The sequence below is a fragment of the Pseudomonas sp. PK-RTE-24 genome (genome assembly GCF_054052265.1).
In genome coordinates, this window is sequence record NZ_CM133224.1 from 2,164,070 (window position 1) to 2,183,561 (window position 19,492).

The window sequence follows — 19,492 nt, forward strand, 5'->3', positions numbered from 1 at the left end:
GCACGCATCCTCTGGATCTGTCCCGAGCTAACCTGAAGACCGCTTGAGGGCTTATCATGCCAAGACGTCGCGTAGCAGCAAAGCGTGAGATTCTGGACGATCCGAAATACGGAAGCCAGATCCTCGCCAAATTCATGAACCACGTTATGGAAAGCGGCAAGAAAGCCGTTGCCGAGCGTATCGTTTATGGTGCCCTGGAAACCGTTGCGGCCCGTAAGGCTGGCACCGATCCCCTGGAACTCTTCGAAAAAGCACTCGACGCCATCGCTCCGCTGGTCGAAGTGAAGTCGCGCCGCGTTGGTGGTGCTACTTACCAGGTTCCGGTCGAGGTTCGTCCTTCCCGTCGTAACGCTCTGGCAATGCGCTGGTTGGTAGACTTCGCCCGTAAGCGCGGCGAGAAGTCTATGGCTCTGCGTTTGGCTGGCGAACTGCTGGATGCTGCTGAAGGTAAAGGTGCTGCTGTTAAGAAGCGTGAAGACGTGCACCGTATGGCCGAAGCTAACAAAGCTTTCTCGCACTACCGCTTCTAATTTTAGCTTCACTAATTTTGCGAGGGCTTTATGGCTCGTACTACTCCGATTAGCCGCTACCGTAACATCGGTATCGTCGCTCACGTGGATGCTGGTAAAACCACCACCACCGAGCGCGTACTGTTTTACACCGGCAAAAGTCACAAAATGGGCGAGGTGCATGATGGCGCCGCGACCACAGACTGGATGGTTCAGGAGCAGGAGCGTGGTATTACCATTACTTCTGCTGCCATTACCGCCTTCTGGAAAGGTTCCGAGAAGCAGTACTCTCACGAGCACCGTTTCAACGTAATCGATACCCCGGGCCACGTTGACTTCACCATTGAAGTTGAGCGTTCCCTGCGCGTACTCGACGGCGCTGTCGTTGTGTTCTGCGGTACTTCGGGTGTTGAGCCGCAGTCGGAAACCGTATGGCGTCAAGCCAACAAATACGGCGTTCCACGTCTTGTTTACGTAAACAAGATGGACCGTGCCGGCGCCAACTTCCTGCGCGTGATCGGTCAGATCAAGCAGCGTCTGGGTCACACTCCGGTGCCGATCCAGTTGGCCATCGGTTCCGAAGACAACTTCCAGGGTCAGATCGATCTGATCAACATGCAAGCTGTCTACTGGAACGACTCCGACAAAGGTATGGTTCCTGTTCGCAAGGACATTCCTGCCGAGCTGCAAGAGCTGGCGGAAGAGTGGCGCAACAACATGGTTGAAGCTGCCGCCGAAGCCAACGAAGAGCTGATGAACAAGTACCTGGAAGGCGAAGAGCTGTCGATCGAAGAGATCAAGGCTGCTTTGCGTCAGCGTACTATCGCCGGCGAAATCGTTCTGGCCGTTTGCGGTTCTTCGTTCAAGAACAAGGGCGTTCCCCTGGTTCTCGACGCCGTTATCGACTACCTGCCTGCTCCGACCGACATTCCTGCTATCAAGGGTTCCAACCCTGATAACGAGGAAGAAGAGATGGAGCGTCATGCAGACGACAACGAGCCTTTCGCGGCTCTGGCGTTCAAGATCGCTACCGACCCATTCGTGGGTACTCTGACCTTCGTCCGCGTTTACTCGGGCGTGTTGAACTCCGGCGACGGCGTGATCAACTCGGTCAAAGGCAAGAAAGAGCGCGTGGGTCGTATGGTGCAAATGCACGCAAACGCCCGTGAAGAGATCAAGGAAGTACGCGCTGGTGACATCGCGGCCCTGATCGGCATGAAGGACGTCACCACTGGTGAAACCCTCTGCAACGCTGACAAGCCAATCATCCTGGTTCGCATGGACTTCCCGGAGCCGGTTATTTCGGTTGCCGTAGAGCCTAAGACCAAGGATGACCAGGAAAAAATGGGTATCGCTCTGGGCAAACTTGCTCAGGAAGACCCGTCTTTCCGCGTTAAAACTGATGAAGAGACTGGTCAGACGATCATCTCCGGCATGGGCGAGCTGCACCTGGACATCCTGGTTGACCGGATGCGCCGTGAGTTCAACGTCGAAGCCAACATCGGCAAGCCTCAGGTTTCGTATCGTGAGCGCATCACGAAGAACTGTGAAATCGAAGGCAAGTTCGTTCGTCAGTCCGGTGGTCGCGGCCAGTTCGGTCACTGCTGGATCCGTTTTGCTCCTGCTGACGAAGGTCAGGAAGGTCTGCAATTCGTGAACGAAGTTGTAGGTGGTGTGGTTCCTAAGGAATACATCCCGGCTATCCAGAAGGGTATCGAAGAGCAGATGAAGAACGGCGTTGTTGCCGGCTATCCGCTGATCGGCCTGAAGGCTACCGTGTTCGATGGTTCTTACCACGACGTCGACTCCAACGAGATGGCGTTTAAAGTGGCTGCTTCCATGGCGACCAAGCAACTGGCCCAGAAGGGTGGTGGTGAGTTGCTCGAGCCGATCATGGCGGTAGAGGTTGTTACGCCTGAAGACTATATGGGTGATGTGATGGGCGACCTTAACCGTCGTCGCGGCATGATCCAGGGTATGGAAGACACAGTGTCCGGCAAGGTTATCCGTGCCGAGGTTCCACTGGGTGAGATGTTCGGTTATGCGACCGACGTTCGTTCCATGTCCCAGGGTCGCGCAAGCTACTCTATGGAATTCAAAAAATATGATACGGCTCCGTCGCACATCGTCGAATCCGTAACCAAAAAACAAGGCTGATTCAGCCCCTTTAGGCTAGGAGTTAATTGTCGTGGCTAAAGAAAAATTTGATCGTTCCCTACCGCACGTCAACGTTGGCACCATCGGTCACGTTGACCACGGTAAAACCACTCTGACTGCTGCTCTGACTCGCGTTTGCTCCGAAGTTTTCGGTTCTGCAATCGTTGACTTCGACAAGATCGACAGTGCACCAGAAGAAAAAGCTCGCGGTATCACCATCAATACCGCGCACGTTGAGTACAACTCGAAGATCCGTCACTACGCTCACGTTGACTGCCCAGGTCACGCTGACTACGTGAAGAACATGATCACCGGTGCTGCTCAGATGGACGGCGCTATCCTGGTTTGCTCGGCCGCTGATGGTCCGATGCCGCAAACCCGTGAGCACATCCTGCTGTCCCGTCAGGTTGGCGTTCCGTACATCGTGGTCTTCCTGAACAAGGCTGACCTGGTAGACGACGCTGAGCTGCTGGAACTGGTTGAGATGGAAGTTCGTGACCTGCTGTCGACTTACGACTTCCCGGGCGACGACACTCCGATCATCATCGGTTCGGCTCGTATGGCGCTGGAAGGCAAAGACGACAACGAGATGGGCACCACTGCCGTCAAGAAACTGGTTGAAACTCTGGATGCCTACATCCCAGAGCCAGTTCGTATGATCGACAAGCCATTCCTGATGCCAATCGAAGACGTATTCTCGATCTCGGGTCGCGGTACTGTTGTGACTGGTCGTATCGAGCGCGGTATCGTTCGCGTTCAGGATCCGCTGGAAATCGTTGGTCTGCGTGACACCACCGTTACTACTTGCACCGGTGTTGAAATGTTCCGCAAGCTGCTCGACGAAGGTCGTGCTGGCGAGAACTGCGGCGTTCTGCTGCGTGGTACCAAGCGTGACGACGTTGAGCGTGGCCAGGTTCTGGTCAAGCCAGGTTCGGTCAAGCCGCACACCAAGTTCACCGCAGAAGTTTACGTTCTGAGCAAGGAAGAAGGCGGTCGTCACACTCCGTTCTTCAAAGGCTACCGTCCACAGTTCTACTTCCGTACTACTGACGTGACTGGTAACTGCGAGCTGCCAGAAGGCGTTGAAATGGTAATGCCAGGTGACAACATTCAGATGACTGTTACCCTGATCAAAACCATCGCGATGGAAGATGGTCTGCGTTTCGCTATCCGTGAAGGCGGTCGTACCGTCGGCGCTGGCGTCGTAGCCAAAATCATCGAGTAAGACTTTTAAAGTCAGCTTGATGAATTGAAAAAGCCCCCGCTCAGCGGGGGCTTTTTTATTGGGTTGACACCTATCGGGGGCGTCTATAGAATTGCGCCTCCTTTTAACGGGCGTATTGCGCCCGGTGGGAATAGCAGCCGGAGTCTGAAATCCAATGCAAAATCAGCAAATCCGTATCAGGTTGAAGGCTTTTGACCATCGCCTGATCGACCAATCAACCCAGGAAATCGTGGAAACCGCGAAACGTACTGGTGCTCAAGTGCGTGGTCCAATTCCACTGCCTACCCGTAAAGAGCGGTTCACCGTTCTGGTTTCCCCGCACGTCAACAAAGACGCGCGTGACCAGTACGAGATCCGCACTCATAAGCGTGTTCTGGACATCGTCCAGCCAACGGATAAAACCGTTGACGCGCTGATGAAGCTTGATCTTGCGGCCGGTGTGGAAGTGCAGATCAGCCTCGGCTAAGACTCGGTCTTGGTCGTGTAACGCTCTGAAATGGGCGGCCATAGCGGGTGAAAGCCCCGTACACTCATGAGGTTTACAACATGACTATTGGTGTAGTCGGTCGTAAATGCGGTATGACCCGTATTTTCACCGAAGAAGGTGTCTCCATTCCGGTCACGGTCATTGAGATCGAGCCGAATCGCGTCACCCAGTTCAAAACTGAAGAGACCGATGGCTATCGTGCAGTGCAAGTCACTGTCGGCGAGCGTCGCGCTTCGCGTGTAACAGCAGCTCAGGCTGGCCACTTCGCTAAAGCGAACGTTGCCGCTGGTCGCACCACCATGGAATTCCGCCTTGAAGAAGGCGAGTACCAGGCTGGCGATCTGATCAACGCTGAAATCTTCGCCGCTGGTCAACTGGTTGATGTAACCGGTCAGTCCAAGGGTAAAGGCTTCCAGGGTACGATCAAGCGTTGGAATTTCCGCGGGCAAGATAACACCCACGGTAACTCCGTATCCCACCGCGTCCCAGGCTCTATCGGCCAGTGCCAGACTCCTGGTCGTGTATTCAAGGGCAAAAAAATGTCCGGTCATATGGGCGCTGAGCGCGTGACCGTGCAGTCCCTGGAAGTAGTGCGCGTGGACGCTGAACGCAATCTGTTGTTGGTCAAGGGTGCTGTTCCTGGCGCTACTGGCGGCAACCTGGTTGTACGTCCAGCAGCCAAGGCTCGCGGTTAAGGGGAAGCTGACATGCAATTAAATGTAAATGACGCTCAAGCGATCGAAGTTTCCGAACTGACATTTGGCGGCGAATTCAACGAGACGCTGGTTCACCAAGCAGTCGTGGCCTACATGGCCGGCGGCCGTCAAGGTAGCAAGCAGCAGAAGACCCGTTCCGACGTTCGTGGTGGCGGCAAGCGCCCATGGCGTCAGAAAGGTACTGGCCGTGCTCGTGCCGGTACTATCCGTAGCCCAATCTGGCGTGGCGGCGGTACCACTTTCGCAGCTCGTCCACAGGATCACTCCCAGAAGCTGAACAAGAAGATGTATCGCGCAGCAATGCGTTCCATCCTTGCTGAGCTGGTGCGTACTGATCGTCTGGTCGTGGTTCAGGATTTCGCTGTTGAAACTCCGAAAACCAAAGATCTGCTGGGCAAACTGAACAACATGAGCCTGACCGACGTTCTGATCGTGTCGGACGCTGTTGATCAGAACCTGTACCTGGCTGCTCGCAACCTGCCGCACGTAGATGTACGTGACGTGCAAGGTTCCGATCCAGTTAGTCTGATCGCATACGACAAGGTGTTGATCACCGTGTCGGCCGTGAAGAAATTCGAGGAGCTGCTGGGATGAACCAGGAACGCGTATTTAAAGTTCTGCTTGGCCCGCACGTTTCCGAGAAGGCTACGGTTCTGGCAGACAAGAAAGGCCAGTTCGTTTTCAAGGTTGCTACCGATGCAACCAAGCTGGAAATCAAGAAGGCCGTCGAAAGCCTGTTCAGCGTGAAAGTAGAGCGCGTCACTACCCTGAACGTTCTGGGTAAGAGCAAGCGCACTGCTCGCGGTCTGGGCAAGCGTAATGACTGGAAGAAGGCAGTTATCTCCCTTCAGCCAGGCCAAGATCTCGATTTCAGCAGCAGTGCTGAGTAAGGAAGGGGTGCATCATGGCAATCGTTAAATGCAAACCGACTTCCCCTGGCCGCCGTTTTGTGGTCAAGGTGGTCAACCAGGAGCTGCATAAAGGCGCTCCTCACGCACCGCTGCTCGAGAAAAAATCGAAGTCTGGTGGTCGTAACAACAATGGCCGTATTACCACTCGTCACATCGGTGGTGGTCATAAGCAGCATTACCGTATGGTCGATTTCCGTCGCAACGACAAAGATGGCATCGTCGCCACTGTCGAGCGTATCGAATACGATCCAAACCGTACTGCTCACATCGCACTGCTGTGCTACGCAGACGGCGAGCGTCGCTACATCATCGCCCCTAAAGGCGTGAGTGCTGGCGACCAGCTGATCGCAGGCGCTCTGGCTCCAATCAAGCCAGGCAACGCTCTGCAACTGCGCAACATTCCAGTCGGTTCTACCGTACACGGCATCGAATTGAAGCCAGGTAAAGGTGCACAGATCGCTCGTTCCGCTGGTGCTTCGGCTCAGCTGATCGCTCGTGAAGGTGTCTACGTGACCCTGCGTCTGCGTTCCGGTGAAATGCGTAAAGTCCTGGCTGAATGCCGTGCGACCCTGGGTGAAGTCTCGAACTCCGAGCACAGCCTGCGTTCGCTGGGTAAAGCTGGTGCCAAACGCTGGCGTGGCGTTCGCCCAACCGTTCGTGGTGTTGCCATGAACCCGGTTGACCACCCACATGGTGGTGGTGAAGGTCGTACCTCTGGTGGTCGTCATCCGGTATCGCCATGGGGCTTCCCGACTAAGGGCGCGAAGACTCGTGGTAATAAGCGTACCGACAAAATGATCGTCCGTCGTCGCAAGTAAATAGAGGGATACGACAGTGCCACGTTCTCTGAAAAAAGGTCCTTTTATTGATCTTCACCTACTGAAGAAGATCGAAGTGGCGGCGGAAAAGAACGATCGCAAACCAATTAAAACCTGGTCGCGTCGTTCGATGATCCTGCCACAAATGGTCGGTCTGACCATCGCAGTACACAACGGTCGTCAGCACGTCCCAGTTCTCGTTAACGAAGACATGGTCGGCCACAAACTGGGCGAGTTCGCCGGTACCCGCAACTATCGCGGGCACGTGGCTGACAAGAAAGCCAAGCGTTAAGGGGTAAGGAAATGGAAGTAGCCGCTAAGTTGTCGGGCGCTCGAATCTCCGCCCAGAAAGCCCGCTTGGTCGCCGACCAGATCCGCGGGAAGAAGGTGGGCGAAGCGCTCAACCTGTTGGCTTTCAGCAGTAAGAAAGCCGCCGAGATCATGAAGAAAGTGCTGGAGTCGGCCGTAGCCAACGCCGAGCATAACGAAGGCGCAGACGTTGATGACCTCAAGGTCAGCACCGTTTTCGTCAACGAAGGGCGTTCGCTGAAGCGCATCATGCCACGTGCCAAAGGCCGTGCTGATCGCATCGTCAAGCGGTCTTGCCATATCACTGTCAAGGTTGCTGACAAGTAACGGAGTCGAAGAGATGGGTCAGAAAGTACATCCCATTGGCATTCGCCTGGGAATCGTCAAGGAGCACACCTCCGTCTGGTACGCAGACGGTCGGACTTATGCGGACTACTTGTTCGCAGATCTGAAAGTGCGTGAGTATCTCCAAGACAAACTAAAAAGCGCGTCCGTAAGCCGTATCGATATCCATCGTCCGGCCCAAACTGCACGCATCACCATCCACACCGCTCGTCCAGGTATCGTTATCGGGAAGAAAGGTGAAGATGTTGAGAAACTGCGTCAGGACCTGACCAAGCAAATGGGTGTGCCTGTGCACATCAATATCGAAGAGATCCGCAAGCCGGAGCTCGACGGTATGCTGGTTGCGCAGAGCGTAGCTCAGCAGCTGGAGCGTCGTGTAATGTTCCGTCGCGCTATGAAGCGCGCTGTACAGAACGCCATGCGCATTGGTGCCAAAGGCATCAAAATCCAAGTGAGCGGTCGTCTCGGCGGTGCTGAAATCGCACGTACTGAATGGTATCGCGAAGGTCGTGTGCCACTGCACACCCTGCGTGCCGACATCGACTATGCCAACTACGAAGCTCACACCACTTACGGTGTGATCGGTGTAAAGGTTTGGATCTTCAAAGGCGAAGTTATTGGTGGTCGCCAAGAAGAACTGAAACCACAAGCACCAGCGCCTCGTAAAAAAGCTGCTAAGTAAGGGGTACGCCAAATGTTGCAACCAAAGCGTACGAAGTTCCGCAAGCAGATGACCGGCCACAACCGTGGTCTGGCACTGCGCGGTAGCAAAGTCAGCTTCGGCGAGTTCGCGCTGAAGTCTGTTGCTCGTGGTCGTCTCACCGCTCGTCAGATCGAGTCAGCGCGTCGTGCTCTGACCCGTCACGTAAAACGTGGCGGCAAGATCTGGATCCGTGTATTCCCGGACAAGCCGATTTCCAAGAAGCCTCTCGAGGTTCGTATGGGTAAAGGTAAGGGTAACGTGGAGTACTGGGTTGCCCAGATTCAGCCAGGCAAAGTCCTGTATGAAATCGAGGGTGTTTCTGAAGAGCTGGCGCGTGAGGCTTTCGCCCTGGCTGCTGCAAAGCTGCCGCTCGCCACCTCCTTTGTTAAACGGACGGTGATGTGATGAAAGCGAATGAACTTCGTGAAAAATCCGCACAGCAGCTGAACGAGCAACTGCTCGGCTTGCTGCGCGACCAGTTCAATCTGCGCATGCAGAAAGCAACTGGCCAGTTGGGGCAGTCTCATCTGCTCTCGCAAGTTAAGCGTGACATCGCTCGCGTGAAGACTGTGCTCAACCAGCAGGCAGGTAAGTGATCATGGCTGAAGCCGAAAAAACTGTCCGTACGCTGACTGGCCGTGTTGTCAGCGACAAGATGGACAAAACCATCACCGTTCTGATCGAGCGTCGCGTAAAGCACCCGATCTACGGTAAATACGTTAAGCGTTCGACTAAGCTGCACGCGCACGACGAAACCAATCAGTGCCACATCGGCGACAAAGTCACTATTCGTGAAACTCGTCCGATGGCCAAGACCAAGTCTTGGGCGCTGGTTGATGTTCTCGAACGCGCTGTGGAAGTCTAAGGGCTAGGGGTCGGAGAAATTATATGATTCAGACTCAATCCATGCTCGATGTGGCCGATAACAGCGGCGCTCGCCGTGTTATGTGCATCAAGGTGCTGGGTGGCTCCCATCGTCGTTACGCTGGTATCGGTGACATCATCAAAGTTACCGTGAAGGAAGCAATTCCTCGCGGTAAAGTGAAAAAAGGCCAAGTGATGACTGCTGTTGTAGTCCGCACTCGTCACGGCGTACGTCGTGCTGATGGCTCCATTATCCGCTTTGATGGCAACGCTGCTGTTCTTCTGAACAACAAGCAAGAGCCGATCGGCACCCGTATCTTTGGGCCAGTGACCCGTGAACTTCGTACTGAGAAGTTCATGAAGATCGTCTCGCTCGCCCCAGAAGTGCTGTAAGGAGATCCGACATGCAAAAGATTCGTCGTGACGACGAGATCATCGTGATCGCCGGCAAAGACAAAGGTAAGCGCGGTAAGGTGCTGAAGGTTCTTGCTGACAACCGTCTGGTTGTTGGTGGTCTGAACCTGGTCAAGCGTCATACCAAGCCTAACCCGATGTCGGGCGTACAGGGCGGTATCGTCGAGAAAGAAGCGCCACTGCACGCTTCCAACGTCGCCATCTTCAACGGCGAAACCAACAAGGCTGACCGCGTTGGTTTCAAAGTAGAAGACGGTAAGAAAATTCGTGTCTTCAAGTCGACCCAAAAAGCGGTTGATGCTTGAACACTGCTAGGTAGAAGACCATGGCACGACTAAAAGAGATTTACCGGAAGGAAATCGCTCCGAAACTTAAGGAAGAACTTAAGCTTTCGAACGTGATGGAAGTTCCGCGCGTTACCAAAATCACCCTGAACATGGGTCTGGGCGAAGCGATCGGCGACAAAAAAGTCATCGAGCACGCTGTTGCTGACCTGGAAAAGATCACCGGCCAGAAAGTCGTTGTGACCTACGCTCGTAAATCCATCGCTGGCTTTAAAGTCCGCGAAGGATGGCCGATCGGCGTCAAAGTGACCCTGCGCCGTGAGCGTATGTACGAGTTCCTGGATCGTCTGCTGTCGATCTCCCTGCCTCGGGTTCGCGACTTCCGCGGCCTGAATGCCAAGTCCTTCGATGGTCGCGGCAACTACAGCATGGGCGTGAAAGAGCAGATCATCTTCCCGGAAATCGACTACGACAAGATCGATGCTCTCCGCGGTCTGGACATTACCCTGACCACCACTGCCAAGAACGATGATGAAGGCCGCGCTCTGCTGCGTGCTTTCAAATTCCCGTTCCGCAACTGATTGGAGTAGGAAAATGGCCAAGAAGAGCATGAAGAACCGTGAGCTGAAGCGTCAGCTCACCGTTGCCAAGTACGCCACCAAGCGTGCAGCGCTGAAAGCTATCATCGTCGATCTGAACGCAAGTCCAGAAGCGCGTTGGGAAGCTACCGTAGCTCTGCAGAAGCAACCACGTGACGCAAGCGCTTCGCGCATGCGTAACCGTTGCCGCCTGACTGGTCGTCCGCACGGCGTGTACCGCAAGTTCGGCCTCGGCCGTAACATGCTGCGTCAAGCTGCAATGCGTGGTGACGTACCAGGTCTGGTTAAAGCCAGCTGGTAACAGTTGTCAAAGTCTCGATGTTCGGGTTCGCAAGAACCTGACCATCGGTGGCCTTGAATCTGAATCAAGCCCCTTTTGGGGCTTGATTCATTTCTGGGGTGTGTCTAGAATGACCGGCTCGCCTGAGCCCGTGTTTTTCTGCCCGGAAGTTCTCGGCGACAAGTAGTAGCCGCAAGGCTAATTTTTTTGTATTAGGAGCGTCTAGCCCATGAGTATGCAGGACCCGTTAGCGGACATGCTAACTCGAATCCGTAATGCCCAGATGGCTGAAAAGTCTGTCGTAAGCATGCCGTCTTCCACGTTGAAGGCTGCTGTAGCAAAAGTCCTGAAGGACGAAGGTTACATCGCGGATTTTCAGATCACCACCGACGCCAAGCCGTCGCTGTCCATCTCGCTGAAGTACTTCGAAGGCCGTCCGGTTATCGAAGAAGTGAAGCGCGTTAGTCGTCCAGGCCTGCGTCAGTACAAGTCCGTTGAAGATCTGCCGAAAGTTCGTGGCGGTCTTGGCGTGTCTATCGTCTCCACCAACAAAGGTGTGATGACTGATCGTGCTGCGCGCGCTGCCGGTGTCGGCGGCGAAGTTCTTTGCACTGTGTTCTAAGGGGGGATAAGCATGTCTCGCGTCGCTAAGAACCCCGTTAAGCTGCCAGCCGGTGTCGAAGTCAAATTCGCAGGCCAACAGCTTTCGGTGAAGGGTGCCAAGGGCACTCTTGAACTGAACATCCATTCGTCCGTTGAGATCGTTGAAGAAGCTGGTGAGCTGCGTTTCGCTGCTCGCAATGGCGATCAACAAACTCGCGCAATGGCCGGTACCACGCGTGCGTTGGTAAACAACATGGTCCAGGGCGTAAGCCAAGGCTTCGAGCGCAAGCTCCAGCTGGTCGGTGTTGGTTACAAAGCGCAAGCAAAAGGTCAGGTTCTGAACCTGGCTCTTGGCTTCTCGCACCCAGTGGATTACGAACTGCCGGAAGGCATCACCGCTGAGACTCCTAGCCAGACCGATATCCTGATCAAGGGCATCGACAAGCAGCTGGTAGGTCAAGTGGCCGCCGAGATCCGCGACTTCCGTCCACCAGAGCCGTACAAAGGCAAAGGTGTGCGCTACGCGGACGAAGTCGTCCGTCGTAAAGAAGCCAAGAAGAAGTAGGGCATAGCAAATGACCGACAAAAAAGTTACTCGACTGCGTCGCGCTCGCAAAGCACGCCTGAAAATGCACGAACTCGAAGTCGTGCGTCTCTGCGTGTTCCGCTCGTCGCAGCACATCTACGCCCAGGTCATCTCGGCCGACGGCAACAAAGTCCTGGCAAGTGCCTCGACTTTGGATAAAGAACTGCGTGATGGTGCCACTGGCAACATCGACGCGGCCACAAAGGTTGGCCAGCTGGTCGCTACGCGTGCTAAGGCCGCTGGCGTATCGCAAGTGGCTTTCGACCGCTCTGGCTTCAAGTACCATGGCCGCGTTAAAGCGCTGGCTGATGCTGCTCGTGAAGCTGGGCTGGAGTTCTAAGTTATGTCAAATAACGACCAAAAGCGCGACGAAGGCTACATCGAGAAGCTGGTTCAAGTTAACCGCGTAGCCAAAACCGTTAAAGGCGGCCGTATCTTCACTTTCACCGCGTTGACCGTGGTTGGTGATGGTAAAGGGCGTGTTGGCTTCGGCCGTGGCAAGTCGCGTGAAGTGCCTGCTGCGATCCAGAAGGCAATGGAAGCTGCTCGCCGCAACATGATTCAAGTTGACCTGAACGGCACCACTCTGCAGTACGCAATGAAGTCCGCTCACGGCGCTTCGAAGGTGTACATGCAGCCTGCTTCTGAAGGTACCGGTATCATCGCTGGCGGCGCTATGCGTGCTGTCCTCGAAGTTGCTGGCGTTCAGAACGTTCTGGCCAAGTGCTACGGCTCGACTAACCCGGTAAACGTGGTTCACGCCACTTTCAAGGGTCTGAAGGCTATGCAGTCTCCTGAGTCCATCGCTGCCAAGCGTGGCCTGCGTGTTGAGGAGATCAAGTAATCATGGCTACCGTTAAAGTTACGCTGATCAAAAGCATGACCGGCCGCATCCCTAACCACAAACTGTGCGTTAAGGGTCTGGGTCTGCGTCGCATCGGTCACACTGTAGAAGTCCAGGATACTCCCGAGAATCGCGGGATGATCAACAAGGCTTACTACATGCTGCGTGTCGAGGGTTAATCGATGAAACTCAATGATCTGAGTCCAGCGCCGGGTTCCCGTCGCGAAAAGCATCGTCCGGGCCGTGGTATCGGTAGTGGTTTGGGCAAGACTGGTGGCCGTGGTCACAAAGGTCAGACCTCCCGCTCCGGTGGCACCATCGCTCCAGGCTTTGAAGGCGGTCAACAGCCGCTGCATCGTCGTCTGCCTAAGTTCGGTTTCGTTTCCCTGAAAGCCATGGATCGCGCAGAAGTGCGTTTGTCCGAGCTGGCTAAAGTGGAAGGCGACATCGTTACTGTGCAGTCCCTGAAAGATGCCAACGTGATCAACGTCAACGTACAGCGTGTGAAAATCATGCTGTCCGGTGAAGTGACTCGCGCTGTCACTATCGGCAAGGGAATCGGCGCCACCAAAGGTGCGCGTGCGGCTATCGAAGCAGCTGGCGGCAAGTTCGAGGAATAAATGGCTAAGCAAGGTGCTCTCTCTGCGCTCGGCAAAGGCGGTATGTCTGAACTCTGGGCTCGTCTGCGTTTTCTGTTCCTGGCGATTATCGTCTACCGAATAGGCGCACACATCCCGGTTCCAGGTATCAACCCGGACCGACTCGCAGACCTGTTTCGACAGAATGAGGGGACCATTCTTAGCTTGTTCAACATGTTCTCCGGCGGCGCGCTGGAACGGATGAGCATCTTTGCACTGGGGATCATGCCGTACATTTCGGCATCGATCATCATGCAACTGATGACCGCCGTCAGCCCGCAGCTGGAGCAGTTGAAGAAGGAAGGTGAAGCTGGCCGTCGCAAGATTAGCCAGTACACCCGCTACCTCACCGTCGCTCTCGCTCTGGTCCAGGCTATTGGCATGTCCATTGGTCTGGCGGGGCAGGGCGTCGCGTTCACTGGTGACTTTGGCTTCCATTTCGTCGCGGTAACCACATTTGTGGCTGGTGCGATGTTCATGATGTGGCTGGGTGAGCAGATTACTGAGCGTGGTGTTGGCAACGGTATCTCGATGTTGATTTTTTCGGGTATCGTCGCCGGTCTTCCGAGAGCAATCGGGCAGTCTTTCGAGTCTGCGCGTCAGGGTGATATCAACATCTTCGCCCTGGTTGCCATCGGTTTGCTGGCAGTAGCGATTATCGGTTTCGTGGTGTTCATTGAGCGTGGTCAGCGTCGTATCGCTGTTCATTACGCCAAGCGTCAGCAGGGCCGCAAGGTTTTTGCTGCGCAGACAAGCCACTTGCCGCTGAAGGTGAACATGGCCGGTGTTATTCCGGCTATTTTCGCGAGCAGCATTTTGCTGTTCCCGGCTTCGTTGGGTGCCTGGTTCGGTCAGTCTGAAGGTATGGGCTGGTTGCAGGACATCTCGCAGTCGATCGCTCCTGGTCAGCCGTTGAATATTCTGCTGTTTAGTGCAGGGATTATTTTCTTCTGCTTCTTCTATACGGCGTTGATGTTCAATCCGAAAGACGTAGCGGAAAACCTGAAGAAGTCCGGTGCCTTTATTCCGGGCATTCGTCCAGGTGAGCAGTCTGCGCGCTATATTGATGGCGTTCTGACCCGCTTGACCCTGTTCGGTGCTCTTTACATGACGGCCGTGTGCCTGTTGCCCCAATTCCTGGTGGTTGCAGCAAACGTTCCGTTCTACCTTGGCGGGACCTCGTTGCTGATCGTGGTCGTGGTTGTGATGGACTTCATGTCCCAAGTACAATCGCACCTCGTTTCGCACCAGTACGAATCCCTGATGAAGAAAGCCAACCTGAAGGGTTACGGCAGCGGCATGTTGCGCTGAGTACCCATAAGGTTCGAGGAGTTGGTGATGAAAGTTCGTGCATCGGTGAAAAAGCTGTGCCGTAACTGCAAGATTATTCGCCGCGAAGGTGTTGTTCGAGTAATTTGCAGCGCGGAACCGCGTCACAAACAGCGCCAAGGCTGAGTGTGATTGTGCTTCAAGCCCGGTAGCTAGTGCGCTACCGGGTTGATTATTTGTTATTACAGCGATATTATCTCGCGCCCTATTTCTTGGCTTCCGGGGCGTAGGTAGCTGTCAATTGGAGTCCCACTGAATGGCCCGTATTGCAGGCGTTAACATTCCAGATAACAAGCATACTGTTATCTCGCTGACCTACATCTATGGTGTTGGTCGCACTACTGCGCAGAAGATCTGTGCAGTGACTGGGGTAAACCCAGCAGCAAAGATCAAAGATCTGAGCGACGAGCAAATTGAACAGCTGCGTGGCGAAGTGGCGAAGTTCACCACTGAAGGTGACCTGCGTCGCGAAATCAACATGAAAATCAAGCGCTTGATGGACCTCGGTTGCTATCGCGGTCTGCGTCATCGTCGTGGTCTGCCAGTACGCGGTCAGCGTACCAAGACCAACGCGCGTACCCGTAAAGGTCCGCGTAAGCCGATCCGCAAGTAATCGCCCCAGCGAATCGACAGGAATTTAATCATGGCAAAACCTGCTGCTCGTCCTCGTAAAAAAGTTAAAAAGACAGTGGTTGATGGCATCGCCCACATCCATGCATCTTTTAACAACACCATCGTGACCATTACCGACCGTCAAGGTAACGCTCTTTCCTGGGCTACCTCCGGTGGTTCGGGTTTCCGCGGTTCCCGCAAGTCCACCCCGTTCGCTGCTCAAGTAGCTGCTGAACGTGCTGGTCAAGCTGCGCTGGAATACGGCCTGAAAAACCTCGACGTCAACGTCAAGGGTCCAGGTCCAGGTCGTGAATCCGCAGTCCGCGCTTTGAACGGCTGTGGCTACAAGATCGCCAGCATCACCGACGTGACGCCAATCCCGCACAACGGGTGCCGTCCGCCGAAGAAGCGCCGCGTGTAATCCAGGAGATTGTAAAGAATGGCTCGTTACATTGGTCCAAAATGCAAACTCGCTCGTCGCGAAGGCACCGATCTCTTCCTGAAGAGCGGCGTGCGCGCGATCGAATCGAAGTGCAACATTGAAGCAGCACCTGGTATCCACGGCCAGCGCCGCGGTCGCCAGTCCGACTACGGCACCCAACTGCGTGAAAAGCAGAAGGTCCGTCGTATCTACGGCGTTCTCGAGCGTCAGTTCAGCGGCTACTACAAAGAAGCTGCTGGCAAGAAAGGTGCAACCGGTGAAAACCTGCTGCAACTGCTCGAATGCCGTCTGGACAACGTTGTATACCGTATGGGCTTTGGTTCGACTCGTGCCGAATCCCGTCAACTGGTATCGCACAAGTCGATCAGCGTTAACGGTCAGACCGTAAACGTTCCGTCGTATCAGGTTCGTGCTGGTGACGTGGTTGCAGTTCGCGAGAAAGCAAAAAACCAGCTTCGCATTGTCCAAGCTCTCGATCTGTGTGCCCAACGTGGCCGCGTAGAATGGGTAGAAGTAGACACTGAGAAGAAGTCGGGCGTTTTCAAGAACGTTCCTGCTCGCAGTGATCTGTCCGCCGACATCAACGAAAGCCTGATTGTCGAGCTCTACTCCAAGTAAGGGCTAGAAAATAGGTGCATCCATGCAGATTTCGGTAAATGAGTTCCTGACACCCCGCCACATTGATGTGCAGGTTGTCAGTCCAACCCGCGCCAAGATCACTCTCGAGCCTCTCGAGCGTGGTTTTGGCCACACCCTGGGCAACGCGCTGCGCCGCATCCTGTTGTCCTCAATGCCCGGCTGCGCAGTAGTCGAGGCCGAGATTGACGGTGTGCTCCACGAGTACAGCGCCATCGAAGGTGTACAGGAAGACGTAATTGAAATCCTGTTGAACCTTAAAGGTCTGGCCATCAAGCTGCACGGTCGTGACGAAGTTACGCTGACCTTGTCGAAGAAGGGTTCGGGGGTGGTTACCGCTGCCGATATTCAGCTGGATCATGATGTCGAGATCGTTAATCCCGATCACGTAATCGCTAACCTGGCGTCTAACGGCGCCCTGAACATGAAGCTCACCGTAGCTCGTGGTCGTGGTTATGAACCAGCCGACTCGCGTCAGAGCGATGAAGACGAAAGCCGCAGCATCGGTCGCTTGCAGCTCGACTCTTCGTTCAGCCCGGTTCGCCGTATCGCTTACGTGGTGGAAAACGCCCGTGTCGAACAGCGTACCAACCTGGACAAGCTGGTTATTGATCTGGAAACCAACGGTACCCTGGATCCTGAAGAGGCTATCCGTCGCGCTGCAACCATCCTGCAACAGCAGCTGGCTGCGTTCGTCGACCTCAAAGGTGAAAGTGAGCCGCTGGTTGTCGAGCAGGAAGACGAGATCGATCCGATCCTGCTTCGCCCGGTTGACGATCTGGAACTGACTGTACGTTCGGCTAACTGCCTTAAGGCGGAAAACATCTACTACATCGGCGACCTGATTCAGCGTACCGAAGTAGAGCTGTTGAAGACTCCGAACCTGGGCAAGAAATCCTTGACTGAAATCAAGGACGTTCTGGCCTCCCGCGGTCTGTCCCTCGGCATGCGCCTCGACAACTGGCCGCCTGCAAGTCTTAAGAAGGACGACAAGGCGACTGCCTGATCGTCGTAATCACCGAACGTAGTGTTTGGTAAGGAATGAACCATGCGTCATCGTAAAAGTGGTCGTCACCTGAGCCGCACCAGCTCGCACCGCAAGGCCATGTTCCAAAACATGGCGGTGTCGCTGTTCGAGCACGAGCTGATCAAAACTACTCTGCCAAAAGCCAAAGAACTGCGCCGCGTTGCCGAGCCGCTGATCACTCTGGCCAAGACAGACAGCCTGGCTAACCGCCGTCTGGCTTTCGACCGTACTCGTTCGAAAGCTATCGTTGGCAAGCTCTTCAACGACCTGGGCAAGCGTTACGCTACCCGTGAGGGTGGCTACTTGCGCATCCTCAAGTGCGGTTTCCGCGCTGGCGACAACGCGCCTATGGCGTACGTCGAGTTGGTTGATCGTGCTACTGCTGGCGAAGCTGTATCCGCCGAGTAAGACGTCAGTCTGAAACAAAGAACCGGGCCTAGTGCCCGGTTTTTTGTGTCTGTAAGAAATGCGCCGTCCATACAAGTTTCTGACATGGCTGAACTGCCACTATGTGCCGGGAAAACATAATTAGTAATTATCTATCGATGCTTGCAGGTTAATGAATTTGTAGCTGTAACGTCGATGATCAATACTTCCCGCCAAGCCCATTAGCCGGCAGTTCAAGACTGACAGAGGAAGAAGACCGCATGAGCCAGACCAAGACGCTTACAACCGCCAGTGGCGCGCCAGTCGCTGATAACCAGAATTCCCGTTCCGCCGGCCCACGCGGTCCGCTGCTTCTCGACGATTTCCATCTGATCGAAAAACTCGCGCACTTCAACCGTGAAAACATTCCTGAGCGCCGTGTCCACGCTAAAGGCTCGGGCGCCTACGGCACGTTCACCGTTACCCGTGACATCACTGAATACACCAGTGCGAAGTTGTTCGAGACGGTAGGCAAACAAACGCCAACCTTTCTGCGCTTTTCCACCGTAGGTGGCGAGCGTGGTTCGGCCGACACCGAGCGCGATCCGCGCGGCTTCGCCTTGAAGTTCTACACCGAGGAAGGCAACTGGGACATCGTTGGCAACAACACGCCAGTGTTCTTCATCCGTGATCCGCTGAAGTTTCCGGACTTTATCCACACGCAAAAGCGTCTGCCGCAAAGCAACTTGAAAAGCGCGCAGATGATGTGGGATTTCTGGTCGCATTCGCCTGAGGCGCTGCACCAGGTCACTATCCTGTTTTCTGATCGTGGCATCCCTAACGGCTATCGCCATATGCATGGCTTCGGCAGTCACACTTACAGCCTGATCAACGCCAAAGGCGAGCGGCACTGGGTGAAGTGGCACTACAAGACTCAGCAAGGCATCAAGAACCTGGCACCAGCCGAGGCCGCCCGTTTGGCCGGTACCGACCCGGACTATGCGCAGCGTGACCTGTTCGAGGCCATCGAGCGCGGTGAATTTCCGAAATGGCGCGTGTGCATTCAGATCATGACCGAAGCGCAGGCGGCGGCTCATTACGAGAACCCATTCGACGTGACCAAGACCTGGTCGCAGAAGGAGTTTCCGTTGATCGAAGTTGGTGAGCTGGAATTGAACCGCAACCCGCTTAACTACTTCGCTGAAGTCGAGCAGGCTGCGTTTGGCCCGAGCAACATGGTGCCAGGCGTGGGTCTGTCGCCAGACCGTATGCTGCAGGGTCGCGTATTCGCCTACGCTGACGCGCACCGCTACCGTGTGGGCACCAACCACCAGCAATTGCCGGTGAACGCTCCGCGCAGCCCGGTGAATACTTATCAGCGTGACGGCTCTATGGCGTTCGGCAGCAATGGCGGCGCGGCGCCGAACTATGAACCGAACAGCTACGTTGAGTCGCCGAAACAAGCGCCACATTACGCTGAGCCAGCGCTGGCCTTGAGCGGTGCCGCTGATCGCTATGATCACCGCGAAGACACCGACTACTACAGCCATGCCGGTGCCTTGTTCCGCTTGATGAGCGAAGAGCAAAAAGCGCTGCTGGTCAGCAACATTGCCGGTGCGATGGCGGGTGTTTCCAGCGACGTCGTCGATCGCCAGTTGCAGCATTTCTACAAAGCCGATCCAGCGTATGGAGAAGCAATCGCAAAGCTGCTCAGCCTACAGCTTAACGAAGTCTAAACGAGAAGCAGAACCGCCCTCATTTGGGCGGTTTTTGCGTTATTTGGCCTGC

General features: G+C 55.0%; 32 protein-coding genes. All 32 read left to right on the forward strand.

Annotated features, from left to right (window positions below):
• Positions 1-56: 56 nt before the first annotated feature.
• The 32 genes from rpsG to ACV8MC_RS09740 all read left to right on the forward strand — a co-directional run bounded on the left by rpsG (position 57) and on the right by ACV8MC_RS09740 (position 19,440).
• Positions 57-530 carry a 30S ribosomal protein S7 gene (gene rpsG, locus ACV8MC_RS09585; protein ID WP_016772941.1) on the forward strand — a complete coding sequence of 158 codons (474 nt, stop codon included), beginning with the start codon at positions 57-59 and terminating at the stop codon, positions 528-530.
• A 30-nt stretch (positions 531-560) separates the two neighbouring features.
• The gene (fusA, locus tag ACV8MC_RS09590; RefSeq protein ID WP_016772942.1) at positions 561-2,666 is read left to right on the forward strand and encodes an elongation factor G; all 2,106 of its coding nucleotides are present in this window, start codon (positions 561-563) and stop codon (positions 2,664-2,666) included.
• Between the two features lie 31 nt (positions 2,667-2,697).
• The gene (tuf, locus tag ACV8MC_RS09595) at positions 2,698-3,891 is read left to right on the forward strand and encodes an elongation factor Tu (protein ID WP_064361246.1); all 1,194 of its coding nucleotides are present in this window, start codon (positions 2,698-2,700) and stop codon (positions 3,889-3,891) included.
• A gap of 154 nt (positions 3,892-4,045) precedes the next feature.
• Positions 4,046-4,357, forward strand: coding sequence for a 30S ribosomal protein S10 (gene rpsJ / locus ACV8MC_RS09600; protein ID WP_003186070.1), 312 nt, complete (start codon positions 4,046-4,048; stop codon positions 4,355-4,357).
• 80 nt (positions 4,358-4,437) lie between these two features.
• A complete protein-coding gene (rplC, locus tag ACV8MC_RS09605) occupies positions 4,438-5,073 on the forward strand; it encodes a 50S ribosomal protein L3 (protein WP_003228738.1) in 636 nt (211 codons plus the stop codon).
• A 12-nt stretch (positions 5,074-5,085) separates the two neighbouring features.
• On the forward strand, positions 5,086-5,688 hold the full coding sequence (rplD, locus tag ACV8MC_RS09610; protein WP_003228735.1) for a 50S ribosomal protein L4: 603 nt from the start codon (positions 5,086-5,088) through the stop codon (positions 5,686-5,688).
• Positions 5,685-5,984 (forward strand): 50S ribosomal protein L23, encoded by a 300-nt coding sequence (gene rplW / locus ACV8MC_RS09615; protein ID WP_002555488.1) that lies wholly within the window; start codon positions 5,685-5,687, stop codon positions 5,982-5,984. The genes rplD and rplW overlap by 4 nt, the downstream gene beginning before the upstream one ends.
• Before the next feature lie 14 nt (positions 5,985-5,998).
• The gene (gene rplB / locus ACV8MC_RS09620) at positions 5,999-6,823 is read left to right on the forward strand and encodes a 50S ribosomal protein L2 (RefSeq protein WP_016772943.1); all 825 of its coding nucleotides are present in this window, start codon (positions 5,999-6,001) and stop codon (positions 6,821-6,823) included.
• Between the two features lie 16 nt (positions 6,824-6,839).
• Positions 6,840-7,115, forward strand: coding sequence for a 30S ribosomal protein S19 (rpsS, locus tag ACV8MC_RS09625; RefSeq protein WP_011336172.1), 276 nt, complete (start codon positions 6,840-6,842; stop codon positions 7,113-7,115).
• An 11-nt stretch (positions 7,116-7,126) separates the two neighbouring features.
• Complete coding sequence (gene rplV / locus ACV8MC_RS09630; RefSeq protein ID WP_003103908.1) at positions 7,127-7,459, forward strand: 50S ribosomal protein L22; 333 nt, start codon at positions 7,127-7,129, stop codon at positions 7,457-7,459.
• Between the two features lie 13 nt (positions 7,460-7,472).
• Entirely contained in the window at positions 7,473-8,159 is a 687-nt protein-coding gene (rpsC, locus tag ACV8MC_RS09635) for a 30S ribosomal protein S3 (RefSeq protein ID WP_003176422.1), read from the forward strand.
• 12 nt (positions 8,160-8,171) lie between these two features.
• Positions 8,172-8,585: a 50S ribosomal protein L16 gene (rplP, locus tag ACV8MC_RS09640; RefSeq protein ID WP_003228729.1), complete on the forward strand. Its 414-nt coding sequence runs from the start codon at positions 8,172-8,174 to the stop codon at positions 8,583-8,585.
• On the forward strand, positions 8,585-8,776 hold the full coding sequence (gene rpmC / locus ACV8MC_RS09645; protein WP_002555481.1) for a 50S ribosomal protein L29: 192 nt from the start codon (positions 8,585-8,587) through the stop codon (positions 8,774-8,776). Before rplP ends, rpmC begins: the two co-directional genes overlap by 1 nt.
• A gap of 2 nt (positions 8,777-8,778) precedes the next feature.
• A complete protein-coding gene (gene rpsQ / locus ACV8MC_RS09650) occupies positions 8,779-9,045 on the forward strand; it encodes a 30S ribosomal protein S17 (protein ID WP_003194644.1) in 267 nt (88 codons plus the stop codon).
• Positions 9,046-9,068: 23 nt separating this feature from the next.
• Positions 9,069-9,437: a 50S ribosomal protein L14 gene (rplN, locus tag ACV8MC_RS09655; RefSeq protein ID WP_002555479.1), complete on the forward strand. Its 369-nt coding sequence runs from the start codon at positions 9,069-9,071 to the stop codon at positions 9,435-9,437.
• An 11-nt stretch (positions 9,438-9,448) separates the two neighbouring features.
• Positions 9,449-9,763: a 50S ribosomal protein L24 gene (gene rplX / locus ACV8MC_RS09660; RefSeq protein ID WP_003186046.1), complete on the forward strand. Its 315-nt coding sequence runs from the start codon at positions 9,449-9,451 to the stop codon at positions 9,761-9,763.
• Between the two features lie 20 nt (positions 9,764-9,783).
• Positions 9,784-10,323 (forward strand): 50S ribosomal protein L5, encoded by a 540-nt coding sequence (rplE, locus tag ACV8MC_RS09665; protein ID WP_003210069.1) that lies wholly within the window; start codon positions 9,784-9,786, stop codon positions 10,321-10,323.
• Positions 10,324-10,336: 13 nt separating this feature from the next.
• Positions 10,337-10,642 carry a 30S ribosomal protein S14 gene (rpsN, locus tag ACV8MC_RS09670; protein WP_003186042.1) on the forward strand — a complete coding sequence of 102 codons (306 nt, stop codon included), beginning with the start codon at positions 10,337-10,339 and terminating at the stop codon, positions 10,640-10,642.
• Between the two features lie 208 nt (positions 10,643-10,850).
• Positions 10,851-11,243, forward strand: a complete 393-nt coding sequence (gene rpsH / locus ACV8MC_RS09675) for a 30S ribosomal protein S8 (protein WP_016772944.1) — start codon at positions 10,851-10,853, stop codon at positions 11,241-11,243.
• A 12-nt stretch (positions 11,244-11,255) separates the two neighbouring features.
• Complete coding sequence (rplF, locus tag ACV8MC_RS09680) at positions 11,256-11,789, forward strand: 50S ribosomal protein L6 (protein ID WP_003228722.1); 534 nt, start codon at positions 11,256-11,258, stop codon at positions 11,787-11,789.
• Between the two features lie 10 nt (positions 11,790-11,799).
• The gene (gene rplR / locus ACV8MC_RS09685; RefSeq protein WP_003186037.1) at positions 11,800-12,150 is read left to right on the forward strand and encodes a 50S ribosomal protein L18; all 351 of its coding nucleotides are present in this window, start codon (positions 11,800-11,802) and stop codon (positions 12,148-12,150) included.
• A gap of 3 nt (positions 12,151-12,153) precedes the next feature.
• Positions 12,154-12,654, forward strand: a complete 501-nt coding sequence (gene rpsE / locus ACV8MC_RS09690; RefSeq protein WP_007955637.1) for a 30S ribosomal protein S5 — start codon at positions 12,154-12,156, stop codon at positions 12,652-12,654.
• Between the two features lie 2 nt (positions 12,655-12,656).
• Entirely contained in the window at positions 12,657-12,833 is a 177-nt protein-coding gene (gene rpmD / locus ACV8MC_RS09695) for a 50S ribosomal protein L30 (protein WP_003176408.1), read from the forward strand.
• Positions 12,834-12,836: 3 nt separating this feature from the next.
• A complete protein-coding gene (gene rplO, locus ACV8MC_RS09700) occupies positions 12,837-13,274 on the forward strand; it encodes a 50S ribosomal protein L15 (RefSeq protein ID WP_003228720.1) in 438 nt (145 codons plus the stop codon).
• Entirely contained in the window at positions 13,275-14,603 is a 1,329-nt protein-coding gene (gene secY, locus ACV8MC_RS09705) for a preprotein translocase subunit SecY (RefSeq protein WP_016772945.1), read from the forward strand.
• A gap of 27 nt (positions 14,604-14,630) precedes the next feature.
• Positions 14,631-14,747, forward strand: a complete 117-nt coding sequence (gene rpmJ / locus ACV8MC_RS09710) for a 50S ribosomal protein L36 (RefSeq protein WP_002555468.1) — start codon at positions 14,631-14,633, stop codon at positions 14,745-14,747.
• A gap of 130 nt (positions 14,748-14,877) precedes the next feature.
• Positions 14,878-15,234, forward strand: a complete 357-nt coding sequence (rpsM, locus tag ACV8MC_RS09715; RefSeq protein ID WP_003186020.1) for a 30S ribosomal protein S13 — start codon at positions 14,878-14,880, stop codon at positions 15,232-15,234.
• 30 nt (positions 15,235-15,264) lie between these two features.
• On the forward strand, positions 15,265-15,654 hold the full coding sequence (gene rpsK / locus ACV8MC_RS09720) for a 30S ribosomal protein S11 (RefSeq protein ID WP_002555466.1): 390 nt from the start codon (positions 15,265-15,267) through the stop codon (positions 15,652-15,654).
• 18 nt (positions 15,655-15,672) lie between these two features.
• Positions 15,673-16,293, forward strand: coding sequence for a 30S ribosomal protein S4 (rpsD, locus tag ACV8MC_RS09725; RefSeq protein WP_003176404.1), 621 nt, complete (start codon positions 15,673-15,675; stop codon positions 16,291-16,293).
• A gap of 22 nt (positions 16,294-16,315) precedes the next feature.
• The gene (locus tag ACV8MC_RS09730; RefSeq protein WP_016772946.1) at positions 16,316-17,317 is read left to right on the forward strand and encodes a DNA-directed RNA polymerase subunit alpha; all 1,002 of its coding nucleotides are present in this window, start codon (positions 16,316-16,318) and stop codon (positions 17,315-17,317) included.
• A gap of 42 nt (positions 17,318-17,359) precedes the next feature.
• The gene (rplQ, locus tag ACV8MC_RS09735) at positions 17,360-17,746 is read left to right on the forward strand and encodes a 50S ribosomal protein L17 (RefSeq protein WP_003176402.1); all 387 of its coding nucleotides are present in this window, start codon (positions 17,360-17,362) and stop codon (positions 17,744-17,746) included.
• 239 nt (positions 17,747-17,985) lie between these two features.
• Entirely contained in the window at positions 17,986-19,440 is a 1,455-nt protein-coding gene (locus tag ACV8MC_RS09740) for a catalase (protein ID WP_252878985.1), read from the forward strand.
• The last annotated feature ends 52 nt before the right edge of the window (positions 19,441-19,492 follow it).

Excerpts from the sequence above, each read along its gene's own strand:
- rpsG (WP_016772941.1), top strand. The coding sequence starts at position 57 with ATGCCAAGACGTCGCGTAGCAGCAAAGCGTGAGATTCTGGACGATCCG.
- fusA (WP_016772942.1), top strand. The coding sequence starts at position 561 with ATGGCTCGTACTACTCCGATTAGCCGCTACCGTAACATCGGTATCGTC.
- rpsJ (WP_003186070.1), top strand. The coding sequence starts at position 4,046 with ATGCAAAATCAGCAAATCCGTATCAGGTTGAAGGCTTTTGACCATCGC.
- rplC (WP_003228738.1), top strand. The coding sequence starts at position 4,438 with ATGACTATTGGTGTAGTCGGTCGTAAATGCGGTATGACCCGTATTTTC.
- rplD (WP_003228735.1), top strand. The coding sequence starts at position 5,086 with ATGCAATTAAATGTAAATGACGCTCAAGCGATCGAAGTTTCCGAACTG.
- rplW (WP_002555488.1), top strand. The coding sequence starts at position 5,685 with ATGAACCAGGAACGCGTATTTAAAGTTCTGCTTGGCCCGCACGTTTCC.
- rplB (WP_016772943.1), top strand. The coding sequence starts at position 5,999 with ATGGCAATCGTTAAATGCAAACCGACTTCCCCTGGCCGCCGTTTTGTG.
- rplV (WP_003103908.1), top strand. The coding sequence starts at position 7,127 with ATGGAAGTAGCCGCTAAGTTGTCGGGCGCTCGAATCTCCGCCCAGAAA.
- rpsC (WP_003176422.1), top strand. The coding sequence starts at position 7,473 with ATGGGTCAGAAAGTACATCCCATTGGCATTCGCCTGGGAATCGTCAAG.
- rplP (WP_003228729.1), top strand. The coding sequence starts at position 8,172 with ATGTTGCAACCAAAGCGTACGAAGTTCCGCAAGCAGATGACCGGCCAC.
- rpmC (WP_002555481.1), top strand. The coding sequence starts at position 8,585 with ATGAAAGCGAATGAACTTCGTGAAAAATCCGCACAGCAGCTGAACGAG.
- rpsQ (WP_003194644.1), top strand. The coding sequence starts at position 8,779 with ATGGCTGAAGCCGAAAAAACTGTCCGTACGCTGACTGGCCGTGTTGTC.
- rplN (WP_002555479.1), top strand. The coding sequence starts at position 9,069 with ATGATTCAGACTCAATCCATGCTCGATGTGGCCGATAACAGCGGCGCT.
- rplX (WP_003186046.1), top strand. The coding sequence starts at position 9,449 with ATGCAAAAGATTCGTCGTGACGACGAGATCATCGTGATCGCCGGCAAA.
- rplE (WP_003210069.1), top strand. The coding sequence starts at position 9,784 with ATGGCACGACTAAAAGAGATTTACCGGAAGGAAATCGCTCCGAAACTT.
- rpsN (WP_003186042.1), top strand. The coding sequence starts at position 10,337 with ATGGCCAAGAAGAGCATGAAGAACCGTGAGCTGAAGCGTCAGCTCACC.
- rpsH (WP_016772944.1), top strand. The coding sequence starts at position 10,851 with ATGAGTATGCAGGACCCGTTAGCGGACATGCTAACTCGAATCCGTAAT.
- rplF (WP_003228722.1), top strand. The coding sequence starts at position 11,256 with ATGTCTCGCGTCGCTAAGAACCCCGTTAAGCTGCCAGCCGGTGTCGAA.
- rplR (WP_003186037.1), top strand. The coding sequence starts at position 11,800 with ATGACCGACAAAAAAGTTACTCGACTGCGTCGCGCTCGCAAAGCACGC.
- rpsE (WP_007955637.1), top strand. The coding sequence starts at position 12,154 with ATGTCAAATAACGACCAAAAGCGCGACGAAGGCTACATCGAGAAGCTG.
- rpmD (WP_003176408.1), top strand. The coding sequence starts at position 12,657 with ATGGCTACCGTTAAAGTTACGCTGATCAAAAGCATGACCGGCCGCATC.
- rplO (WP_003228720.1), top strand. The coding sequence starts at position 12,837 with ATGAAACTCAATGATCTGAGTCCAGCGCCGGGTTCCCGTCGCGAAAAG.
- secY (WP_016772945.1), top strand. The coding sequence starts at position 13,275 with ATGGCTAAGCAAGGTGCTCTCTCTGCGCTCGGCAAAGGCGGTATGTCT.
- rpmJ (WP_002555468.1), top strand. The coding sequence starts at position 14,631 with ATGAAAGTTCGTGCATCGGTGAAAAAGCTGTGCCGTAACTGCAAGATT.
- rpsM (WP_003186020.1), top strand. The coding sequence starts at position 14,878 with ATGGCCCGTATTGCAGGCGTTAACATTCCAGATAACAAGCATACTGTT.
- rpsK (WP_002555466.1), top strand. The coding sequence starts at position 15,265 with ATGGCAAAACCTGCTGCTCGTCCTCGTAAAAAAGTTAAAAAGACAGTG.
- rpsD (WP_003176404.1), top strand. The coding sequence starts at position 15,673 with ATGGCTCGTTACATTGGTCCAAAATGCAAACTCGCTCGTCGCGAAGGC.
- ACV8MC_RS09730 (WP_016772946.1), top strand. The coding sequence starts at position 16,316 with ATGCAGATTTCGGTAAATGAGTTCCTGACACCCCGCCACATTGATGTG.
- rplQ (WP_003176402.1), top strand. The coding sequence starts at position 17,360 with ATGCGTCATCGTAAAAGTGGTCGTCACCTGAGCCGCACCAGCTCGCAC.
- ACV8MC_RS09740 (WP_252878985.1), top strand. The coding sequence starts at position 17,986 with ATGAGCCAGACCAAGACGCTTACAACCGCCAGTGGCGCGCCAGTCGCT.